General features: G+C 71.1%; 13 protein-coding genes. 3 read left to right on the forward strand and 10 right to left on the reverse strand.

Features of this window, described 5'->3' with window-relative positions; all coding sequences use genetic code 11:
• The 4 genes from recA to thiL all read right to left on the reverse strand — a co-directional run.
• On the reverse strand, positions 1–923 hold a 923-nt coding region (recA, locus tag BB334_RS17880; RefSeq protein ID WP_068809483.1), incomplete at its 3' end, for a recombinase RecA.
• Positions 924–1,045: 122 nt separating this feature from the next.
• Positions 1,046–1,531: a CinA family protein gene (locus BB334_RS15115; protein ID WP_408646460.1), complete on the reverse strand. Its 486-nt coding sequence runs from the start codon at positions 1,529–1,531 to the stop codon at positions 1,046–1,048.
• A complete protein-coding gene (locus tag BB334_RS15120; protein WP_068809316.1) occupies positions 1,531–2,016 on the reverse strand; it encodes a phosphatidylglycerophosphatase A family protein in 486 nt (161 codons plus the stop codon). Before BB334_RS15120 ends, BB334_RS15115 begins: the two co-directional genes overlap by 1 nt.
• Positions 2,017–2,024: 8 nt before the next feature.
• Entirely contained in the window at positions 2,025–2,984 is a 960-nt protein-coding gene (gene thiL / locus BB334_RS15125; protein ID WP_068809317.1) for a thiamine-phosphate kinase, read from the reverse strand.
• Positions 2,985–3,102: 118 nt separating this feature from the next.
• Between thiL and BB334_RS15130 the strand changes: the two genes are divergently transcribed.
• Both BB334_RS15130 and ngg read left to right on the forward strand, forming a co-directional pair.
• A complete protein-coding gene (locus BB334_RS15130) occupies positions 3,103–4,887 on the forward strand; it encodes an N-acetylglutaminylglutamine amidotransferase (RefSeq protein WP_068809318.1) in 1,785 nt (594 codons plus the stop codon).
• The gene (ngg, locus tag BB334_RS15135) at positions 4,877–6,649 is read left to right on the forward strand and encodes an N-acetylglutaminylglutamine synthetase (RefSeq protein WP_083200451.1); all 1,773 of its coding nucleotides are present in this window, start codon (positions 4,877–4,879) and stop codon (positions 6,647–6,649) included. Before BB334_RS15130 ends, ngg begins: the two co-directional genes overlap by 11 nt.
• Here ngg and ubiT read toward each other — a convergent pair.
• The 6 genes from ubiT to ubiB all read right to left on the reverse strand — a co-directional run bounded on the left by ubiT (position 6,594) and on the right by ubiB (position 14,662).
• On the reverse strand, positions 6,594–7,160 hold the full coding sequence (ubiT, locus tag BB334_RS15140; protein ID WP_068809319.1) for a ubiquinone anaerobic biosynthesis accessory factor UbiT: 567 nt from the start codon (positions 7,158–7,160) through the stop codon (positions 6,594–6,596). The genes ngg and ubiT overlap by 56 nt on opposite strands.
• 31 nt (positions 7,161–7,191) lie before the next feature.
• Positions 7,192–8,091, reverse strand: a complete 900-nt coding sequence (locus BB334_RS15145; RefSeq protein WP_068809320.1) for a U32 family peptidase — start codon at positions 8,089–8,091, stop codon at positions 7,192–7,194.
• Between the two features lie 56 nt (positions 8,092–8,147).
• Positions 8,148–9,164 carry a ubiquinone anaerobic biosynthesis protein UbiU gene (gene ubiU / locus BB334_RS15150; RefSeq protein WP_068809321.1) on the reverse strand — a complete coding sequence of 339 codons (1,017 nt, stop codon included), beginning with the start codon at positions 9,162–9,164 and terminating at the stop codon, positions 8,148–8,150.
• 92 nt (positions 9,165–9,256) lie between these two features.
• The gene (locus tag BB334_RS15155) at positions 9,257–10,717 is read right to left on the reverse strand and encodes a sodium:solute symporter family protein (protein ID WP_068809322.1); all 1,461 of its coding nucleotides are present in this window, start codon (positions 10,715–10,717) and stop codon (positions 9,257–9,259) included.
• A gap of 177 nt (positions 10,718–10,894) precedes the next feature.
• Positions 10,895–13,003, reverse strand: coding sequence for an ornithine--oxo-acid transaminase (gene rocD / locus BB334_RS18835; RefSeq protein WP_068809323.1), 2,109 nt, complete (start codon positions 13,001–13,003; stop codon positions 10,895–10,897).
• A gap of 129 nt (positions 13,004–13,132) precedes the next feature.
• On the reverse strand, positions 13,133–14,662 hold the full coding sequence (gene ubiB / locus BB334_RS15165; protein ID WP_068809324.1) for a ubiquinone biosynthesis regulatory protein kinase UbiB: 1,530 nt from the start codon (positions 14,660–14,662) through the stop codon (positions 13,133–13,135).
• A gap of 146 nt (positions 14,663–14,808) precedes the next feature.
• Between ubiB and argS the strand changes: the two genes are divergently transcribed.
• On the forward strand, positions 14,809–16,572 hold the full coding sequence (gene argS, locus BB334_RS15170; protein WP_068809325.1) for an arginine--tRNA ligase: 1,764 nt from the start codon (positions 14,809–14,811) through the stop codon (positions 16,570–16,572).
• Positions 16,573–16,574 lie beyond the last annotated feature (2 nt).

Raw genomic sequence — 16,574 nt, forward strand, 5'->3', positions numbered from 1 at the left:
AACTCGCGCACGTTGTCCTTGCCCTGGCCGATCTTGTCGCCGTTGTAGGCGTACCACGAACCCGACTTGTCGAGGATCTTGTGCTCCACGCCGAGGTCGATGATCTCGCCCTCGCGCGAGATGCCCTCGCCGTAGAGAATGTCGAAGTGGGCTTCCTTGAACGGCGGCGACACCTTGTTCTTGACCACCTTGACGCGGGTCTCGGAGCCGACCACCTCGTCGCCCTTCTTGATCGTGCCGGTGCGGCGGATGTCCATCCGCACCGAGGCGTAGAACTTGAGCGCGTTGCCGCCGGTGGTGGTCTCGGGGCTGCCGAACATGACACCGATCTTCATCCGGATCTGGTTGATGAAGATGACGAGGGTGTTGGTGCGCTTGATGTTGGCGGTGAGCTTGCGCAGCGCCTGCGACATCAGGCGTGCCTGCAGGCCGGGCAGCTGGTCGCCCATGTCGCCCTCGATCTCCGCCTTCGGGGTGAGCGCGGCGACCGAGTCGATGACGACGATGTCCACCCCGCCCGAACGCACCAGCATGTCGGCGATCTCGAGCGCCTGTTCGCCGGTGTCGGGTTGCGAGATCAGCAGGTCGTCGATGTTCACGCCCAGCTTCTCGGCGTAGCCGACGTCGAGCGCATGCTCGGCGTCGATGAAGGCGGCGGTGCCGCCGAGCTTCTGCATCTCGGCGATGACCTGCAGGGTCAGCGTGGTCTTGCCGGACGACTCCGGGCCGTAGATCTCGACCACCCGGCCGCGCGGCAGGCCGCCCAGGCCGAGCGCGATGTCGAGTCCGAGCGAGCCGGTGGATACGGTCTGGATGTCGCGTTCGATGCTGCCGTCGCCCATGCGCATGATCGAACCCTTGCCGAACTGCTTCTCGATCTGCGAGAGCGCGGCGGCGAGTGCCTTGGCCTTGTTGTCGTCCATCGTGTCTTCCTCAAAGATTTTGGATTATGGCACAGAGCTTGCATGCACGCCCTGACCGACGCCCTCAGTGTAGCGCATAACCTGGATAAAATTACAGTCGTTATCCTTCCCCGACGAGGGGCTCAGGCGAGCAGCGCGACCAGCTCCCCGAGTGCGCATTCCACCGTCTGGCGGCGCACCGATTCACGGTCGCCGTCGAAGTGGCGGGTCGCGGCGCGCAGCGGCTGACCGACGATCGCCCACGCCAGGCAGACCATGCCCACCGGCTTGTCGGCGCTGCCGCCAGCGGGCCCGGCGATGCCGGACACCGCGACCGCGACCTGGGCCTGGCTGTGAGTCAGCGCGCCGGCCGCCATCTCGCGTACGGTCTGCTCGCTGACCGCGCCATGGCGAACGAGGGTGTCGCTGCCCACGTCCAGCATCTCCCGCTTGGCCGCATTCGAGTAGGTCACGAAACCGCGGTCGAACCACGCCGAGCTGCCGGCGGTGGCGGTGACCACCTCCGCGATCCAGCCGCCCGTGCAGGACTCCGCGCTGGCCATCGTCCAGCCGCGGGCGGCCAGCACCCGACCCACGCGCTCCGACAGCAGGGCGAGCTCAGGGTTCATCAGGATATGCCAAAAACATAAACGAGGGCAGCCAGCGCGAGCAGCGTGTAGCCGGCCGCGAAGAGGTCGTCGATCATCACGCCGAAGCCACCCTTGAGCGCGCGGTCGGCCCACCGCACCGGTGGCGGCTTGACGATGTCGAAGAAGCGGAACAGCGCCACCGCGACCGCCTGCCAGCCCAGGGTGGCGGGGGTGAACAGCAGCACCAGCCAGGTCGCGACCATCTCGTCCCACACGATGGCGCCGTGGTCGGGGACGCCGAGCGCGCGTCCGGTGCGGTCGGCGGCGATGACGCCAGCGAGGAACAGGCTGGCGAGGAAGGCGAGGAACACGAACTCCGACAGCGGCGTGCGGATCAGCGGGTAGAGCGCCCACGCGAGCAGGGTGCCGGCCGTGCCCGGCGCCCAGGGCGAAAGACCGGCGCCGAAGCCGAGCGAGATGAAGTGGGCGGGATGGCTGAGCAGGAGGCGGGCGGTCGGGCGCATCGGTCGGTTCACGCGAAGTGGTCGTAGCCGCGCCGGGCGGCGGGCTGGCAGCGGCCGTCGGCCTCGCACAGCAGCAGCGCCCCGCGCTCCGCGTCGAGTGCGCCGAGGCGATGGAGCGGCAGCTGCAGGCGCTGGCCGAGGGCGAGTACCGCGTCGCGCACGTGCGGCGGCGCGGTGAACAGCAGCTCGTAGTCGTCGCCGCCGGCGAGCAGGCAGCGGCGGGCGAGCGCCTCGTCGGCGCCGGCCTCGCGCAGTGCCGCGAGCGGCAGCGCGGCGAGCTCGAGGCGGGCGCCCGCGCCGGAACGTTCGAGGATGTGGCCGAGATCGCCGAGCAGGCCATCGGAGACGTCGATCATCGCGCTCGCGATGCCGCGCAGGCCGATCCCGAGCGCCACCCGCGGCTGCGGACGGTGGAGGGCGGCGAGGCAGCGTTCACGCGCCTCGCCGGCGATGCTCGCCCCGCCTTTCAGCGCGGCGAGGCCGAGCGCGGCCAGGCCGGGGGTGCCGGAGATCCAGACGTCATCGCCGGAGCGGCCGCCGGCGCGGGTGATCGCCTCGCCTTCGGGCAGCTCGCCGATGATCGTCACCGTCATCGTCAGCGGCCCGCGCGTGGTGTCGCCGCCCACCAGGTCCACCCCGTAACGCCCGGCGCACTCGAACAGGCCGCCGGCGAAGGCCGCGATCCAGTTCTCGTCGGCCGCCGGCAGCGAGATCGCGAGCAGCGCCCAGCGCGGCTCGGCGCCCATCGCGGCGAGATCGGAGACATTCACCGCGAGCGTCTTCCAGCCGAGTGCGCGCGGGTCGGCGTCGGCGAAGAAGTGGGTGCCCGCCACCAGCATGTCGGTCGACACCGCGAGCTGCATGCCCGCGCGCGGCTGCATCAGGGCGGCGTCGTCGCCCACCGCGAGCGTGCTGTGGCGCGCGGCGCGATCGAAGTGGCGGTGGATCAGCGTGAATTCCGATGTCATTATCAGGCGGTCCGGGGGCTCGGCGAAAGAGCTTAACCCAGGCGTGCCCGGGTACCGGCAAGTTTTGCACAAAACCAGTTTGCTAGAATGAGGTGCCTGAATTCGAGAGGAAGACCCCATGTGCGGAATCGCCGGTGAACTCAGATTCGACGGAACCCAGCCCGACCTTGCGGCGCTCGGACGCATGAACGCCCGCCAGGTAGCGCGCGGGCCGGATGCCGGCGGCGCCTTCGCCCAGGGCGGACAGGCCTACGGCCACCGCCGGCTGAAGATCATGGACCTCTCCGACGCCGCTCAGCAGCCGATGTTCGACCCCCAGCTCGGCCTCGGCATCGTCTTCAACGGCGCGGTGTACAACCATCCCGAGCTGCGCCGCGAGCTCGAAGGGCTCGGCTACCGCTTCTATTCCCACGGCGACACCGAGGTGCTGCTGAAGGCCTATCACGCCTGGGGCGCCGACTTCGTCCGCCGCCTCAACGGCATGTTCGCCTTCGCCATCTGGGAGCGCGACAGCGGCCGCGTGCTGCTCGGTCGCGACCGCCTCGGGATCAAGCCGCTCTACTACAGCGAGCTGCCGGGCGGGCTGCGCTTCGCCTCGGCGCTGCCGGCGCTGCTCGCCGCGGGCGATGTCGACACCGCAGTCGACCCGGTGGCACTCAATCACTATCTGTCCTTCCACGCCGTGGTACCGGCGCCGTACACGATCCTGCGCGGGGTGCGCAAGCTCGCCCCCGGCAGCCTGATGACAATCGAGGCCGACGGCAGCCGCAGCGAGCGCGCCTTCTGGTCGCTCGCCTATCCGCGCGATCCGCAGGACGAGGCGCGCAGCTTCGAGGAGTGGACCGAGATCCTGCTCGAGGGCCTGCGTGGCGCCGTGCGCCGGCGACTGGTGGCCGACGTGCCCGTGGGCGCGTTGCTGTCGGGCGGGGTCGATTCCAGCCTGATCGTCGGCCTCATGCACGAGGCCGGGGTGGCCGACCTGCATACCTACAACGTCGGCTTCGAGGACGTCGGCGGCGAGAAGGGCAACGAGTTCGAGTACGCGGAGATCGTCGCCCGCCACTTCGGCACCCGCCACGAGCGCATCTTCGTGCCCGAGTCGCAGCTGCTGCAGCGCCTGCCCGAGGCGGTGACGGCGATGAGCGAGCCGATGGTGAGCCACGACTGCATCGGCTTCTACCTGCTTTCGGAAGCGGTGTCGCGTCACAGCCGCGTGGTGCAGAGCGGGCAGGGTGCGGACGAGGTGTTCGGCGGTTACCACTGGTACCCCAAGCTGGACGGCAGCCGTGATCCGGTCGCCGACTACCTTGCGGCCTTCCGCGACCGCGACCGTGAGGAATACCGTCGCACCGTCGCCCCCGCCTGGCTCGAGGGGGAGGGCGCCGAGGACCACAGCGCGGCGCTGGTCGCCGAGCGCTTCGCCGCACCCGGCGCCGACGACCCGGTGGACAAGGCGCTGCGCCTGGACACCACGGTGATGCTGGTGGACGACCCGGTGAAGCGGGTCGACAACATGACCATGGCCTTCGGCCTGGAGGCGCGGGTGCCCTTCCTCGACCACGAGCTGGTCGAGCTCGCCGCGCGCATCCCCGCGCGCCACAAGCTGGCCCACGGCGGCAAGGGCGTGCTCAAGGAGGCGGCGCGCAAGGTGATCCCGTCGGCGGTGATCGACCGCCCGAAGGGCTACTTCCCGGTGCCGGCGCTCAAGCACCTGCGCGGGCCGGTGCTCGAGCAGGTGCGCGATGCGCTGTCGAGCCGTTCGGCGCGCGAGCGTGGCCTGTTCCGCGAGGACTACGTCGCGCAACTGCTCGCCGACCCCTCGGCCCACCTGACCCCGCTGCGCGGTTCCAAGCTGTGGCAGCTCGGCCTGCTCGAATGGTGGCTGCAGACCCATGTCGGCTGAGGGCAAGGCACCGCGCCGCCGACGGCTCGCGCGCGCCTGGCGGCAGGCGAACCAGCCGCTCTACGTGCCGGCGCACGCGCCCGCGGCCGAGGCCATGGCCGACGACGTGATCGTCGAGTGCGGCTGGGGCCGGCTGCTGCCGGCGCAGACCTGGCGCGACCCGGCGCGGCTCGCCGACGAGCTGCTGCGCGAGGCGGCCGGCCAGCGCGACATCGCCTTCTACGTCGAGAAGCCGCAGGTGGTGGTGGCGCAGGCGCCGCAGCAGCTCTTCCTCGACCCTTCCGATGCCTTCCGCCTGCAGCTCGCCGGCTATCGGACCGGGGCGCCGCTGCGTCGCGGTTTCGCGCTGCGGCGGCTGCGCACCCGCAGCGACGTCGCGGCGATCAATGCGCTCTACCGGGCGCGCGGCATGGTGGCGGTCGACGCCGCGCGGGTGTGGCGGGCGCGCGCCAGCCGGACGATCACCTACGCCCTCGCCGAGGACAAGGAGAGCGGCGAGATCATCGGCGTGGCGATGGGCCTGGACCACGTCGAGGCCTTCGCCGACGCCCAGCACGGCAGCAGCCTATGGGCGCTCGCGGTGGCGCCGCAGGCAGCGCACCCCGGGGGGGGCGAGGCGCTGGTGCGCTATCTCGCCGAGCACTACCAGGCGCGCGGCCGGGCGTGGATGGACGTCTCGGTGCTGCACGACAACGCGCACGCGATCGCGCTCTACGAGAAGCTCGGCTTCCAGCGCGTGGCGGTGTTCGCGGTGAAGCGCCGCAACGCGATCAACGAGCCGCTGTTCACCGGCGACGGCAGCCGCCTCGAGGGGCTCAATCCGTATGCGCGCCTGATCACCGACGAGGCCGGCCGGCGCGGCATCGCGGTCGAGGTCATCGACGCCGCGAACGGCTACTTCCGCCTCACCCTGGGCGGGCGCAGCATCGTCTGCCGCGAGTCGCTGAGCGAGCTCACCTCGGCGATCGCGATGAGCCGCTGCCAGGACAAGCGGGTGACGCTCAAGCTGCTCGGCGAGGCCGGGCTGTCGGTGCCGCGGCAGATCGACGCCGGCGCCGATGCGCCGACGCGCGCCGGGTTCCTGCGCACCCACGGCGCGGTGGTGGTGAAGCCGGTGGAGGGCGAGCAGGGCAAGGGCATCAGCGTGGACCTGCGCACCGAAGAAGAAGTCGACGCGGCGATCGCGCGCGCGCGCCAGTATTGCGACCGGGTCATCGTCGAGCGCTTCTGCCCGGGGCAGGACCTGCGCATCGTGGTGATCGACTTCCGCGTCGTCGCCGCCGCGATCCGGCGGCCGGCGGAGGTGGTGGGCGACGGCCGCAGCACGATCCGCGCCCTGATCGAGAAGCAGAGCCGGCACCGGGCGGCGGCCACCGGCGGCGAATCACGCATTCCGCTCGACGCCGAGACCGAGCGCTGCGTGCGCATGGCGGGCCACGGGCTCGACGACGTGCCGGACGCGGGCGAGCGCCTGCAGGTGCGCGCCACCGCCAACCTGCATACGGGCGGCACGATCCACGACGTCACCGCCGAGCTCCACCCGGCGCTGCGCGAGGCGGCGGAAAGGGCCGCGCGCGTGCTCGACATCCCGGTGACCGGGCTGGACTTCCTGGTGCCCGATGTGGCCGGCCCGGACTACGTGATCATCGAGGCCAACGAACGGCCCGGCCTCGCCAACCACGAGCCGCAGCCGACCGCCGAGCGCTTCATCGATCTGCTGTTTCCGCGCTCGCGCGTCGCAGGCCGGGAAGCCGAAGGCTGAGCAGCTCGGCGCGCAGCGCCTCCCAGTCGACCGCGTCGAGGGTGTTCTTGACCAGCAGGCCGAGGTCGGTGTCGCCCTCCATGCGCAGGCGCCGACTGAAGAACAGGGTGTCGGGATCCTCCTCGCGCAGGGCGAGCGCGAGGTAGTCGCGCAGCGTCGCCGAGATCACCAGGTCGGGCTTCTCCCCGCTCGCCGGCAGCGGGCGGAAGCCCTTCGCGGTGAGGCCGAAGTCGAGGCACAGGCCGGCGTCGGTGACGCGCATCTGCAGCCGGCGGTCGGTCAGCGGCGCGAGCGATTCCCGCGGCAGGATGCGGCCGAGGGCGAGGTTGAGCGCGACGCTCAGCGCATGCGCCGGCGGGCGCTGCGGCAGGCGGGCGACGAGGCGGGCGAGCGGCTGCGGCACGGAGAAGGCCGGCAGCTCGAACTGCTCGAGGCGGCGGACGAGGCGCTGGCGCAGGCTCCCGGGCAGCAGCTCGGGAAAGGGGAAGGCGGGCAGGGCGGGAAGGCTCATGGTGCGGGTTCCGGCGGGCGATTGCGGGAGGTCAGGCGGCGGCCACGTACTGCTCGGCACCGGCGCGGCCGTGCCAGAAACCGTTGCAGGGATCTTCCACCATCAGCGGCCGACTGGCGGCGAGCGCCTCGGCGGGGGCGAGCGCGCCGTCGAGCGCGCGGCGGAACAGCGCGAGGATCTCGGCAGTGTGGGCACCCTGCGGGCTGATGCGCAGCAGCTCGGCGTGCGGGCGAACCGCGTCGAGGTCGCCGAGCAGGTTGTGCACCCGCGCCGACTGCGTCTGCACCCCGTTCAGGGTCAGGAAGGGCTCGCCCTCGCGGGTGCGCAGCGCGATGCCGTCCATGATCGACAGGCAGCGGAACTCGCAGGTGTCCTTCTGCAGGTTGAAGTGGCGCGCGGTGAAGCAGCGCGCCGAATGCGCGAGCGGCAGGCGGCCGTAGGCGAAGACCTCGGTCTCGATCGGCGTCGCCGCGTGCGCGCGCAGCTCGGCGAGCGCGGCGCCCGACATCTCCGGTGCCACCGCCCAGCGCGTCGCGCCGCCTTCCTGCAGCAGGGCGAGGGTGGCCGGATTGAACACGTTCAGCGTCGGGCCGGCGACCCAGTCGCGCACGCCGTGCTCCGTCAGCAGGCGGACCGCGCCCATGTCGTTGGCCTCGACGCGGAAGCGCGCCTGGCCGACGATGCGGCGCAGGGTCTTGAGGTCGGACTCCGACTCGATCAGGCCCTGGGAGGACAGCACCACCTCCTTGCCGGCCTCGGCGAGCATCGCCGCGACCTCGAGCCAGTCCTCCAGGCGCAGCTCGTGGCGGCGCGAACACACGGTCTCGCCGAGATAGACGCTGTCGGCGGCGCCCTCGGCGATGCCGGCGTAGAACTCGAGCACGCTCTGACGCGGCCAGTAGTAGAGCAGGGGGCCGAGGGCGAGTTTCATCGGGCGGTTCTCATCGAAGCGGGTTGTGCGGGCGGCGGCGGACGGCGCGGGGCGGCTCACTTCCACGGCCGGTAGTAGGCGCCCAGGGTGTGGCTCTGGCCCTCGGAGACCTTGTTGAGCTCGGCCATCCAGGCGGGCTGGACGCTGAAGGCCTCGGCGCCGCCGGACTTGAGCCTGTCGAGCGCGGCGCGCCACACCCGGGTGACCTGGGCGACGTAGGCGGGGCTGCGCTGGCGGCCCTCGATCTTGATCGCGCGGATGCCGATGCGGGCGAGCTCGGGGAGCAGCTCGAGCGTGTTGAGGCTGGTCGGCTCCTCGAGCGCGTAGTAGGTCTCGTCGTTGACCTCGAAGCGGCCCTTGCACAGCGTCGGGTAGCCGGCGCGCTCGCCCTCTGCGAAGCGGTCGATGAGGATGCCGTTGAGCCGGGTCTCCATCCCGCGCGGGGTGTCCTCCCAGCGCACGTACTTGCCCGGCGAGCAGGCGCCGTTACAGTTGGGCGACTCGCCGGTGGCATAGGCCGACAGCGCGCAGCGGCCCTCGACCATCACGCACAGGCCGCCGAAGCCGAACACCTCGATCTCCACCGGGGTGTTGGCGATCACGCTCTCGACCTGGGCCATCGCCAGCACCCGCGGCAGCACCGCGCGCTGGATGCCGAAGCGCTCGTGATACCAGTTGATCGCCTCGTAGCTCGTCGCCGAGCCCTGCACCGACAGATGCAGGCGCAGCTGCGGGTGGGTCTTCGCCGCATAGGCCATGAGACCGGGGTCGGCCATGATCACCGCGTCGATGCCGAGCTCGGCGGCGCGGTCGATCGCGGCGGTCCAGTCGCCGAAGTGGGCGACCTGGGGATAGGTGTTGAGCGCCAGCAGGACCTTGCGCCCGCGTCCATGCGCATAGGCCACGCCCTCGCGCATCTGCGCCGGATCGAAGTTCAGGCCGCTGAAATTGCGCGCGTTGGTCGCGTCCTTGAAGCCGAGGTAGACGCAGTCGGCGCCGTGGTCGACCGCGGTCTTCAGCGCGGGCAGGCTGCCGGCCGGACAGACCAGCTCGATGGGGGGGGATGAGGTCATGGGGTTGCGAAACCGAGGCTATGCAAAGCCCCGCAACCATAGGCCTGCCCTTTGGCGCCCGCTTTGACCCTGATCAAAGCGGGCGGGCAGCTTCAGCGCGGCGTGTGGTGGGTCGCCGCCGCGGCGTGGTGATGGCCGGCGTGCGGCCGATGGTGCGGCTGGCCGCCGAGCAGGCCGCCGACGAGCATCCCGAGCGCGCTGGCGGCGAGCCCGAAGAGCTGCGGCTCGATATCGCCCTCGGGCACCGTCGCCTCGAGCAGCAGCCAGGTCGCCAGCCCGAGCACGATCGCGAGCGCGGCGCCGAGGTTGTTGGCGCGTTTCCAGAACAGGCCCGCGGCGAGCGGCACGAAGGCGCCGGCGAGGGTCACGCGGTAGGCGTTCTCCACCATCTGGTGGATGCTCGATTCGGTGCTGGTGGCGTACCAGGTCACGAGGACGGTGAACACCACCACCGTGACCCGGGTGCTCCACAGGAACTGGCGGTCGTTCATCGCCGGGAAGAAACCGCGCATGACGTTCTCGGAGAAGGTCACCGAGGGTGCGAGCAGGGTGCCCGAGGCGGTGCTCATGATCACCGACAGCAGCGCGCCGAAGAACACCACCTGGGCGCTGAACGGCATGTACTGCAGGATCAGGGTGGGCAGGATCAGCTGCGAGTCGTCCGCCATCAGGCGCTCGACCATCGCCGGGTCGATGATGTTCGCGGTGTAGGCGAGAAAGAGCGGCACCGCGGCGAAGAAGAAGTAGCTGACGCCGCCGAGCGTGGTACCCCACACCGCGACGGTCTCGTTCTTCGACGAGTTCACTCGCTGGAACACGTCCTGCTGCGGGATCGAGCCGAGCGCCATGGTGGCGAAGGCGGCGATCCAGGCGATCATGTCGACCATGTCGAGGCTGGGCAGCCACTCGAACTTGCCCTCGGCCGCGGCCCGTGCGATCACCGGCCCGAAGCCGCCCGCCATGTCGCCGGCGAGCCAGGTGACGTAGACCAGGCCGAGCACGATCACGATCATCTGCACGAAGGTGGTCACCGCCACCGACCACATGCCGCCGAACAGGGTGTACAGCAGCACCACCGAGGCGCCGAGCAGCATCCCCTGGGCGGTCCCGATCGCGCCCATCGACAGCACGTTGAACACCAGTCCGAGCGCGGTGATCTGCGCAGCCACCCAGCCGAGGTAGGACAGCACGATGCAGATCGACAGCACCAGTTCGGTCGTGCGGTTGTAGCGCATGCGGAAGAAGTCGCCGAGCGTCAGCAGGTTCATCCGGTACAGCGGGCGGGCGAAGATCAGGCCGAACAGCACCAGGCACGCCGAGGCGCCGAGCGGGTCGGAGATCAGCCCGCGGAAGCCTTCCTCGAGGAAGGTCGCGGAGGTGCCGAGCACGGTCTCCGCGCCGAACCAGGTGGCGAACACCATGGCCAGCACCACGACCATCGGCAGATTGCGACCGGCGGTGACGTAGTCACGGGTGTTGTGCACCCGGGTCGCGGCCGCCAGGCCGATGCCGATGGAGAAGATCAGGTAGGCGATGACGAGCCAGAGCAGCATGAGCGGATTCCCCGGTGCGCAGGAATTGAACAAAAGCGCGCGAGTTTAGCAACGATCGCGTGCCTGCGGGGAAGCCATTGCGGGTGGCAAACGTATGAATGCGCAGTGGTTTGTGCGCTGCGGCAAGCGCCGCCGGTGGGAAGGCTTTTGCCTGACCCCGGCGGCGGTGGCCGCGCTTCAGCGGCCGCACCCGGCGAGGGTGTCGATGACGGTCGCCGCGCCCGCGTCGAGCGTGGCCTCGTCGATGATCAGCGGCGGCGCCAGACGGATCACGTTGCCGGTGGTGTCGCGGGTGGCGATGCCCCTGTCCAGCAGGCGTTCGGCGAGCTCGGCCGCGTCCGCGCGCGCCGGGTCGAGCACGATCCCGACCAGCAGGCCGCGGCCGCGCACCTCGCGCACGCAGGGCAGGGCGGCAGCGCGCAGCTGCGCGACCAGGCGCTCGCCGAGGCGGGCGGCGCGCTCCCAGGGCCGGGTCTCGGCGAGCAGGGCGAGCACCTCGGTGGCGACCGCCGCGCCGAGCGGGTTGCCGCCGAAGGTCGAGCCGTGGTCGCCCGGGCGGAACACGTCCATCACCCGGCGGTCGGCGAGGAAGGCCGACACCGGCAGCAGGCCACCGCCGAGCGCCTTGCCCAGGATCAGGCCGTCGCCGCGCACGCCCTCGTGCTCGCTCGCGAGCAGGCGGCCGGTGCGGCCGAGCCCGGTCTGCACCTCGTCGACGATCAGCAGCACCTCGTGGCGACGGCAGAGCTCGGCGCAGCGCGCGAGGTAGCCCGCCGGCGGCACGATGATCCCGCCCTCGCCCTGGATCGGCTCGACCAGGAAGGCGGCGGTCTCGGGCGTGATCGCCGCTTCCAGCGCGTCGGCGTCGCCGAAGGGGATGCGGCGCAGGCCGGGCGGGAAGGGGCCGAAGCCGTCGCGGTACTGCGCGTTCGAGGACAGGCCGACGATCGCGATCGAGCGGCCGTGGAAATTGCCCTCGCAGGCGATGATCCCGGCGTGGTCCTCGGCGATGCCCTTGATCTTGTGGCCCCACTTGCGCGCCGCCTTAAGCGCGGTCTCCACCGCCTCGAGGCCGGTGTTGACCGGCAGCGCGCGCTCGTAGCCGAAGGTGGCGCACAGACGCTCGAGCATCACCGGCAGGCGGTCGTTGGAAAACGCACGCGAGGTCAGCGCGAGGCGGCGCGCCTGGTCTTCGAGCGCGCGCAGCAGCCGCGGGTTGGCGTGGCCGAAGCTCACCGCCGAGTAGGCGCTCATCATGTCGAGGTAGCGCCGGCCCTCCACGTCCCACAGCCACACGCCCTCGCCGCGGTGGAAGACCACCGGCAGCGGCGCGTAGTTGGCCGCGCCCGAGGCCGCCTCGGCCGCGCGCAGCGCATCGCTGCCGGGGCCGAGCGCGGCGGCGGCGAACTCCGCGACCCAGGCCGCGCAGCGCCCGTGGGGGTCGAGATCGGGGCGGTATTCGGTGATCTCGAGGGCGACGAAGTCCTCTCGCGCGCGCAGCATGAGCAGCGCGTCGGCGAGTTGCCAGGGGTCGAGGCCGCCCGCCTCGGGGCAGCTCACCGCCGGCAGCGCGCGCGGCTCGAGCGCGTCGAGGTCGAGGCTGAGGCCGAAGCCGGCGGACCCGCCCGCGGCGATGTCCACCGCCTCGGCGAAACAGGCCGCCAGGCCGCGCTGGCGCACCTCGTGGATGTCGATCACGCGCACGCCGAGGCGGTCGAGGCGGTGGCGTTCCTCGGGCTCCCAGGCGCGCGCGCCGAGCACGCAGACGCGCGCCGGGTCGAGCGGCGGGCCGTCGATGGCGGCGAGCGTCGGGTCGCCCTCGCCGAGCAGCGCGGCGAGCGGCATGCCGTGGACGTTGCCGGAATGGGTGGTGTCGGGGGTGTGGGCGTCGAGATGGGCGTCGATCCACACCAGGCCGGGCGCCCGGCCGCTGCGCCGTCCCAGCCCGCGCCAGCTGCCGACGGCGATCGCATGGTCGCCGCCGAGCACGAGGGGGAAGGCGTCGGCCGCGAGCCCGGCCAGGCGGTCGGCGAGCGCGCGCGCGAACTCGCCGCTGGCGGCGAGCCGCGCCTGCATGTCGGCATGGGCCGGCAGGCTGCGCGCCGCGCCGGTCTCGAAGGACGCGAGCTGGATGCCCAGCGCCTCGAGGCGGGCGACCAGGCCGGCGTCGCGCAGCGCGGCGGGGGCCTCGGCCTGAGTCGGGTAGGGCGCGCCGAGCGCCGAAGCGGCGCCGATCACATGCACCCGGCGCCGCAGGTCTTGCTGTTCCGCGATCCGAATCGACATGACACACCTCCGTTCCGCCGAGGGCGGCACTTGCGGGACGTCTGCCGGTTGGATGGAGCGCGGCGGGATTCGTTCAGCGTCGGCGGGCGGCGGCGAACCGGCTCAGGGGGCGGGCGGCGAGGCGGCGGTTCAGGCGAGCAGCCGCCACAGCTCGAGCCCGAGCAGCGCGGCGACCAGCACGCCGACCAGCGCGATCAGGCGCGACTGCCGGCGCTGGCCGGCGGCGAGCGCCTCGAGCCGCGCCCGCTCGGCGGCCTGGCCTGCGTGCGACTCGCGCAGGGCGTGATGCACCAGGCGCGGCAGCTGCGGCAGCGTGCCGGCCCAGTTGGGCGCCTCTTCCTTCACCCCGCGCACCAGGGCGCGCCAGCCGATCTGCTCGTGCATCCAGCGCTCGAGGAAGGGCTTGGCCGTCTTCCACAGGTCGAGCTCGGGGTCGAGCTGGCGGCCGAGCCCTTCGATGTTGAGGAGGGTTTTCTGCAGCAGCACCAGCTGCGGCTGCACTTCCATCTCGAAGCGGCGCGCGGTCTGGAACAGGCGCAGCAGGGTCTTGCCGAAGGAGATGTCCTTCAGCGGCTTGTCGAAGATCGGCTCGCACACGGTGCGGATCGCCGCCTCGAACTCGTCCACCCGGGTGTGCGCAGGCACCCAGCCGGCCTCGATGTGGGCGAGCGCCACGCGCCGGTAGTCGCGCTTGAAGAAGGCGAGGAAGTTCTGCGCGAGGTAGTTCTTGTCCACCTCGTTGAGCGTGCCCATGATGCCGAAGTCGAGCGCGATGTAGCGCCCGTCGCGATGCACGAAGATGTTGCCCGGGTGCATGTCGGCGTGGAAGAAGCCGTCGCGGAAGACCTGGGTGAAGAAGATCTCGACGCCGGCGCGCGACAGCGCCTTGAGATCGGTGCCCTGCGCGAGCAGCGACGGCGTCTGCGAGATCGGGATGCCGTGCATGCGCTCCATCACCATCACGTTGCGGCCGCACCAGTCCCAGTACACCTCGGGCACCAGCAGCAGGCTGGAATCGGTGAAGTTGCGCCGCAGCTGCGAGCAGTTCGCCGCCTCGCGCATGAGGTCGAGCTCGTCGTGCAGGTACTTGCTGAACTCGGCCACCACCTCGCGCGGCTTCAGGCGCCGGCCCTCGGGCCAGATCCGCTCGAGCAGGCGGGCGGCGACCTCGAGCAGGGCGAGGTCGTGGGCGATGACCTTCTCGATGCCGGGGCGCAGCACCTTCACCGCCACTTCGGTGCCGTCGGGCAGGTTGGCGAAATGCACCTGGGCGACCGACGCGGAGGCCACCGGCACGCGCGCGAAGTTGTCGAACACGTGGTCGATCGGGCGGCCGTAGAAGCCCTCGAGCAGCGCCAGCGCCTGCTCGGTGGGAAAGGGCGGCACGCGGTCCTGCAGCAGGGCGAGCTCGTCGGCGAGGTCGGGCGGCAGCAGGTCGCGCCGGGTCGACAGCATCTGGCCGAACTTGACGAAGATCGGCCCGAGCGACTCGAGCGCGCGCCGCAGCCGCACTCCGCGCGGCTCGGTGAAGCGGCGCCAGAAGAACACCGACTGCCACACGCTCGCCAGCCGGCCGCTGGCGTCGGCGTCGAGCACCAGGCGGTCCAGACCGAAACGCAGGCTGACGGTAACGATCTTGAACAGACGCAGGAGACGCACGGTATCGGCTGACGGCTAAAAGCGGGGACTTTAGCCGGAAAGCCGGGGAGGGGGAAGGCGCGCGCGGTGAGCGCCGCGCTTGCGAGCGGGCGGGAAGGACGGGGCGATCCGCTATAATCCCGCGTTTAGTTCAATTGCCGAGTGCCATGAGCGCCGATCCCAAAGTCCTGCTGACCGAACTGCTGCGAACCGCCCTCGAGAGCGTGGCGCCGGATCAGGTCGATACCCCCATCCTGCTGGAGCGTCCCAAGCAGGCGAGCCACGGCGACTTCGCCACCAACCTCGCGCTGCAGCTGGCCAAGCCGCTGCGCCGCAATCCGCGCGAACTCGCCGGCCTGCTGATGGCCGAGCTGCCTGCCTCGCCGCTGCTGAGCAGGGTCGAGGTCGCCGGCGCCGGCTTCATCAACTTCACCCTCGCCGCGGCCGCGAAGACCGCGGTGATCGGCGAGGTGCTCGCGCGCGGCGAAGGCTTCGGCCGCGGCGCGCCGAAGGGGGTCAAGGTGCAGGTCGAGTTCGTGTCGGCCAATCCGACCGGTCCGCTCCATGTCGGCCACGGCCGCGGCGCGGCCTACGGCGCCTCCCTGTGCGAGGTGCTCGCCGCCGCCGGCTACGAGGTCACCCGCGAATACTATGTGAACGACGCCGGCCGCCAGATGGACATCCTCGCGCTGTCGACCTGGTTGCGCTACCTCGCCTTCTTCGGCGTCGAGATCCCCTTCCCGCCCAACGCCTACCAGGGCGATTACGTGATCGACATGGCGCGCGACCTGCGCGATGCGCATCAGGACCGCTTCGTGGTGGCGACGCGCGAGCAGATGCTGGCGGGCACGCCCGGCCTGCCCGCGGGGGAGCGCAAGGACGACGAGGCCAAGGCCCAGCGCGAGCAGCATCTCGACGCGCTGATCGGCAACGCCAGGCGCCTGCTCGGCGACGAATACGCCTGGGTGCACGGCTTCGCCCTCAACGAGCAGCTCGGCGACGGCCGCGACGACCTCGGCGAGTTCGGCGTGCGCTTCGACAAGTGGTTCTCCGAGCGCAGCCTGTTCGACACCGGGCTGGTCGAGCGCGCGGTGGCGGAGCTCGAGGCGCGCGGCCACGTTTATCTGCAGGACGGCGCCCGGTGGTTCCGTTCCACTGCCTTCGGCGACGAGAAGGACCGCGTGGTGCAGCGCGAGAACGGGCTGTACACCTACTTCGCCTCCGACATCGCCTACCACCTCAACAAGTACGAGCGCGGCTTCGACCGCATCATCGACATCTGGGGCGCCGACCACCACGGCTACATCGCGCGCGTGAAGGGCGCGATCGCCGCCCTCGGCCTGCCGCCGGAGAAGCTCGAGGTGGCGCTGGTGCAGTTCGCCGTGCTCTACCGCAACGGCCAGAAGACCTCGATGTCCACCCGCTCGGGCGAGTTCGTCACCCTGCGCGAGCTGCGCCGCGAGGTCGGCAACGACGCCTGCCGCTTCTTCTACGTGCTGCGCAAGTCCGACCAGCATCTCGACTTCGATCTCGACCTCGCGAAAAGCCAGAGTAACGAGAATCCGGTCTACTACGTGCAGTACGCCCACGCCCGGGTGTGCTCGGTGCTCGCCCAGTGGGGCGGCGCAACGACGGAGCTCGCCGCGGCCGAGCTCGGCCGCCTCGAGAACGAGCGCGAGCTCGCGCTGTGCGCACTGATCGCGGACTTCCCCGAGCTGCTGCAGTCGGCCGCGGCCGACTACGCGCCGCACCAGGTGGCCTTCTACCTGAAGGAGCTCGCCGCCGGCTTCCACAGCTGGTACAACGCCGAGCGCATGCTGGTCGAGGACGAGGGCCTCAAGCTCGCACGCCTCGCGCTCGCGGCGGCGGTCAGGCAGGTGCTGGCGAACGGCCTCGCACTCCTCGGGGTGTCCGCACCCGAGTCGATGTAACC

The organism is Thauera phenolivorans (assembly GCF_001696715.1).
GTDB lineage: Bacteria > Pseudomonadota > Gammaproteobacteria > Burkholderiales > Rhodocyclaceae > Thauera > Thauera phenolivorans.

What these genes read in the sequence shown, in the direction of transcription:
- BB334_RS15130 (WP_068809318.1), top strand. Translation starts at nt 3,103, where the DNA reads ATGTGCGGAATCGCCGGTGAACTCAGATTCGACGGAACCCAGCCCGAC.
- ngg (WP_083200451.1), top strand. Translation starts at nt 4,877, where the DNA reads ATGTCGGCTGAGGGCAAGGCACCGCGCCGCCGACGGCTCGCGCGCGCC.
- BB334_RS15115 (WP_408646460.1), bottom strand. Translation starts at nt 1,531, where the DNA reads ATGAACCCTGAGCTCGCCCTGCTGTCGGAGCGCGTGGGTCGGGTGCTG.
- rocD (WP_068809323.1), bottom strand. Translation starts at nt 13,003, where the DNA reads ATGTCGATTCGGATCGCGGAACAGCAAGACCTGCGGCGCCGGGTGCAT.
- thiL (WP_068809317.1), bottom strand. Translation starts at nt 2,984, where the DNA reads ATGACATCGGAATTCACGCTGATCCACCGCCACTTCGATCGCGCCGCG.
- ubiU (WP_068809321.1), bottom strand. Translation starts at nt 9,164, where the DNA reads ATGACCTCATCCCCCCCCATCGAGCTGGTCTGTCCGGCCGGCAGCCTG.
- argS (WP_068809325.1), top strand. Translation starts at nt 14,809, where the DNA reads ATGAGCGCCGATCCCAAAGTCCTGCTGACCGAACTGCTGCGAACCGCC.
- ubiT (WP_068809319.1), bottom strand. Translation starts at nt 7,160, where the DNA reads ATGAGCCTTCCCGCCCTGCCCGCCTTCCCCTTTCCCGAGCTGCTGCCC.
- BB334_RS15145 (WP_068809320.1), bottom strand. Translation starts at nt 8,091, where the DNA reads ATGAAACTCGCCCTCGGCCCCCTGCTCTACTACTGGCCGCGTCAGAGC.
- BB334_RS15155 (WP_068809322.1), bottom strand. Translation starts at nt 10,717, where the DNA reads ATGCTGCTCTGGCTCGTCATCGCCTACCTGATCTTCTCCATCGGCATC.
- BB334_RS15120 (WP_068809316.1), bottom strand. Translation starts at nt 2,016, where the DNA reads ATGCGCCCGACCGCCCGCCTCCTGCTCAGCCATCCCGCCCACTTCATC.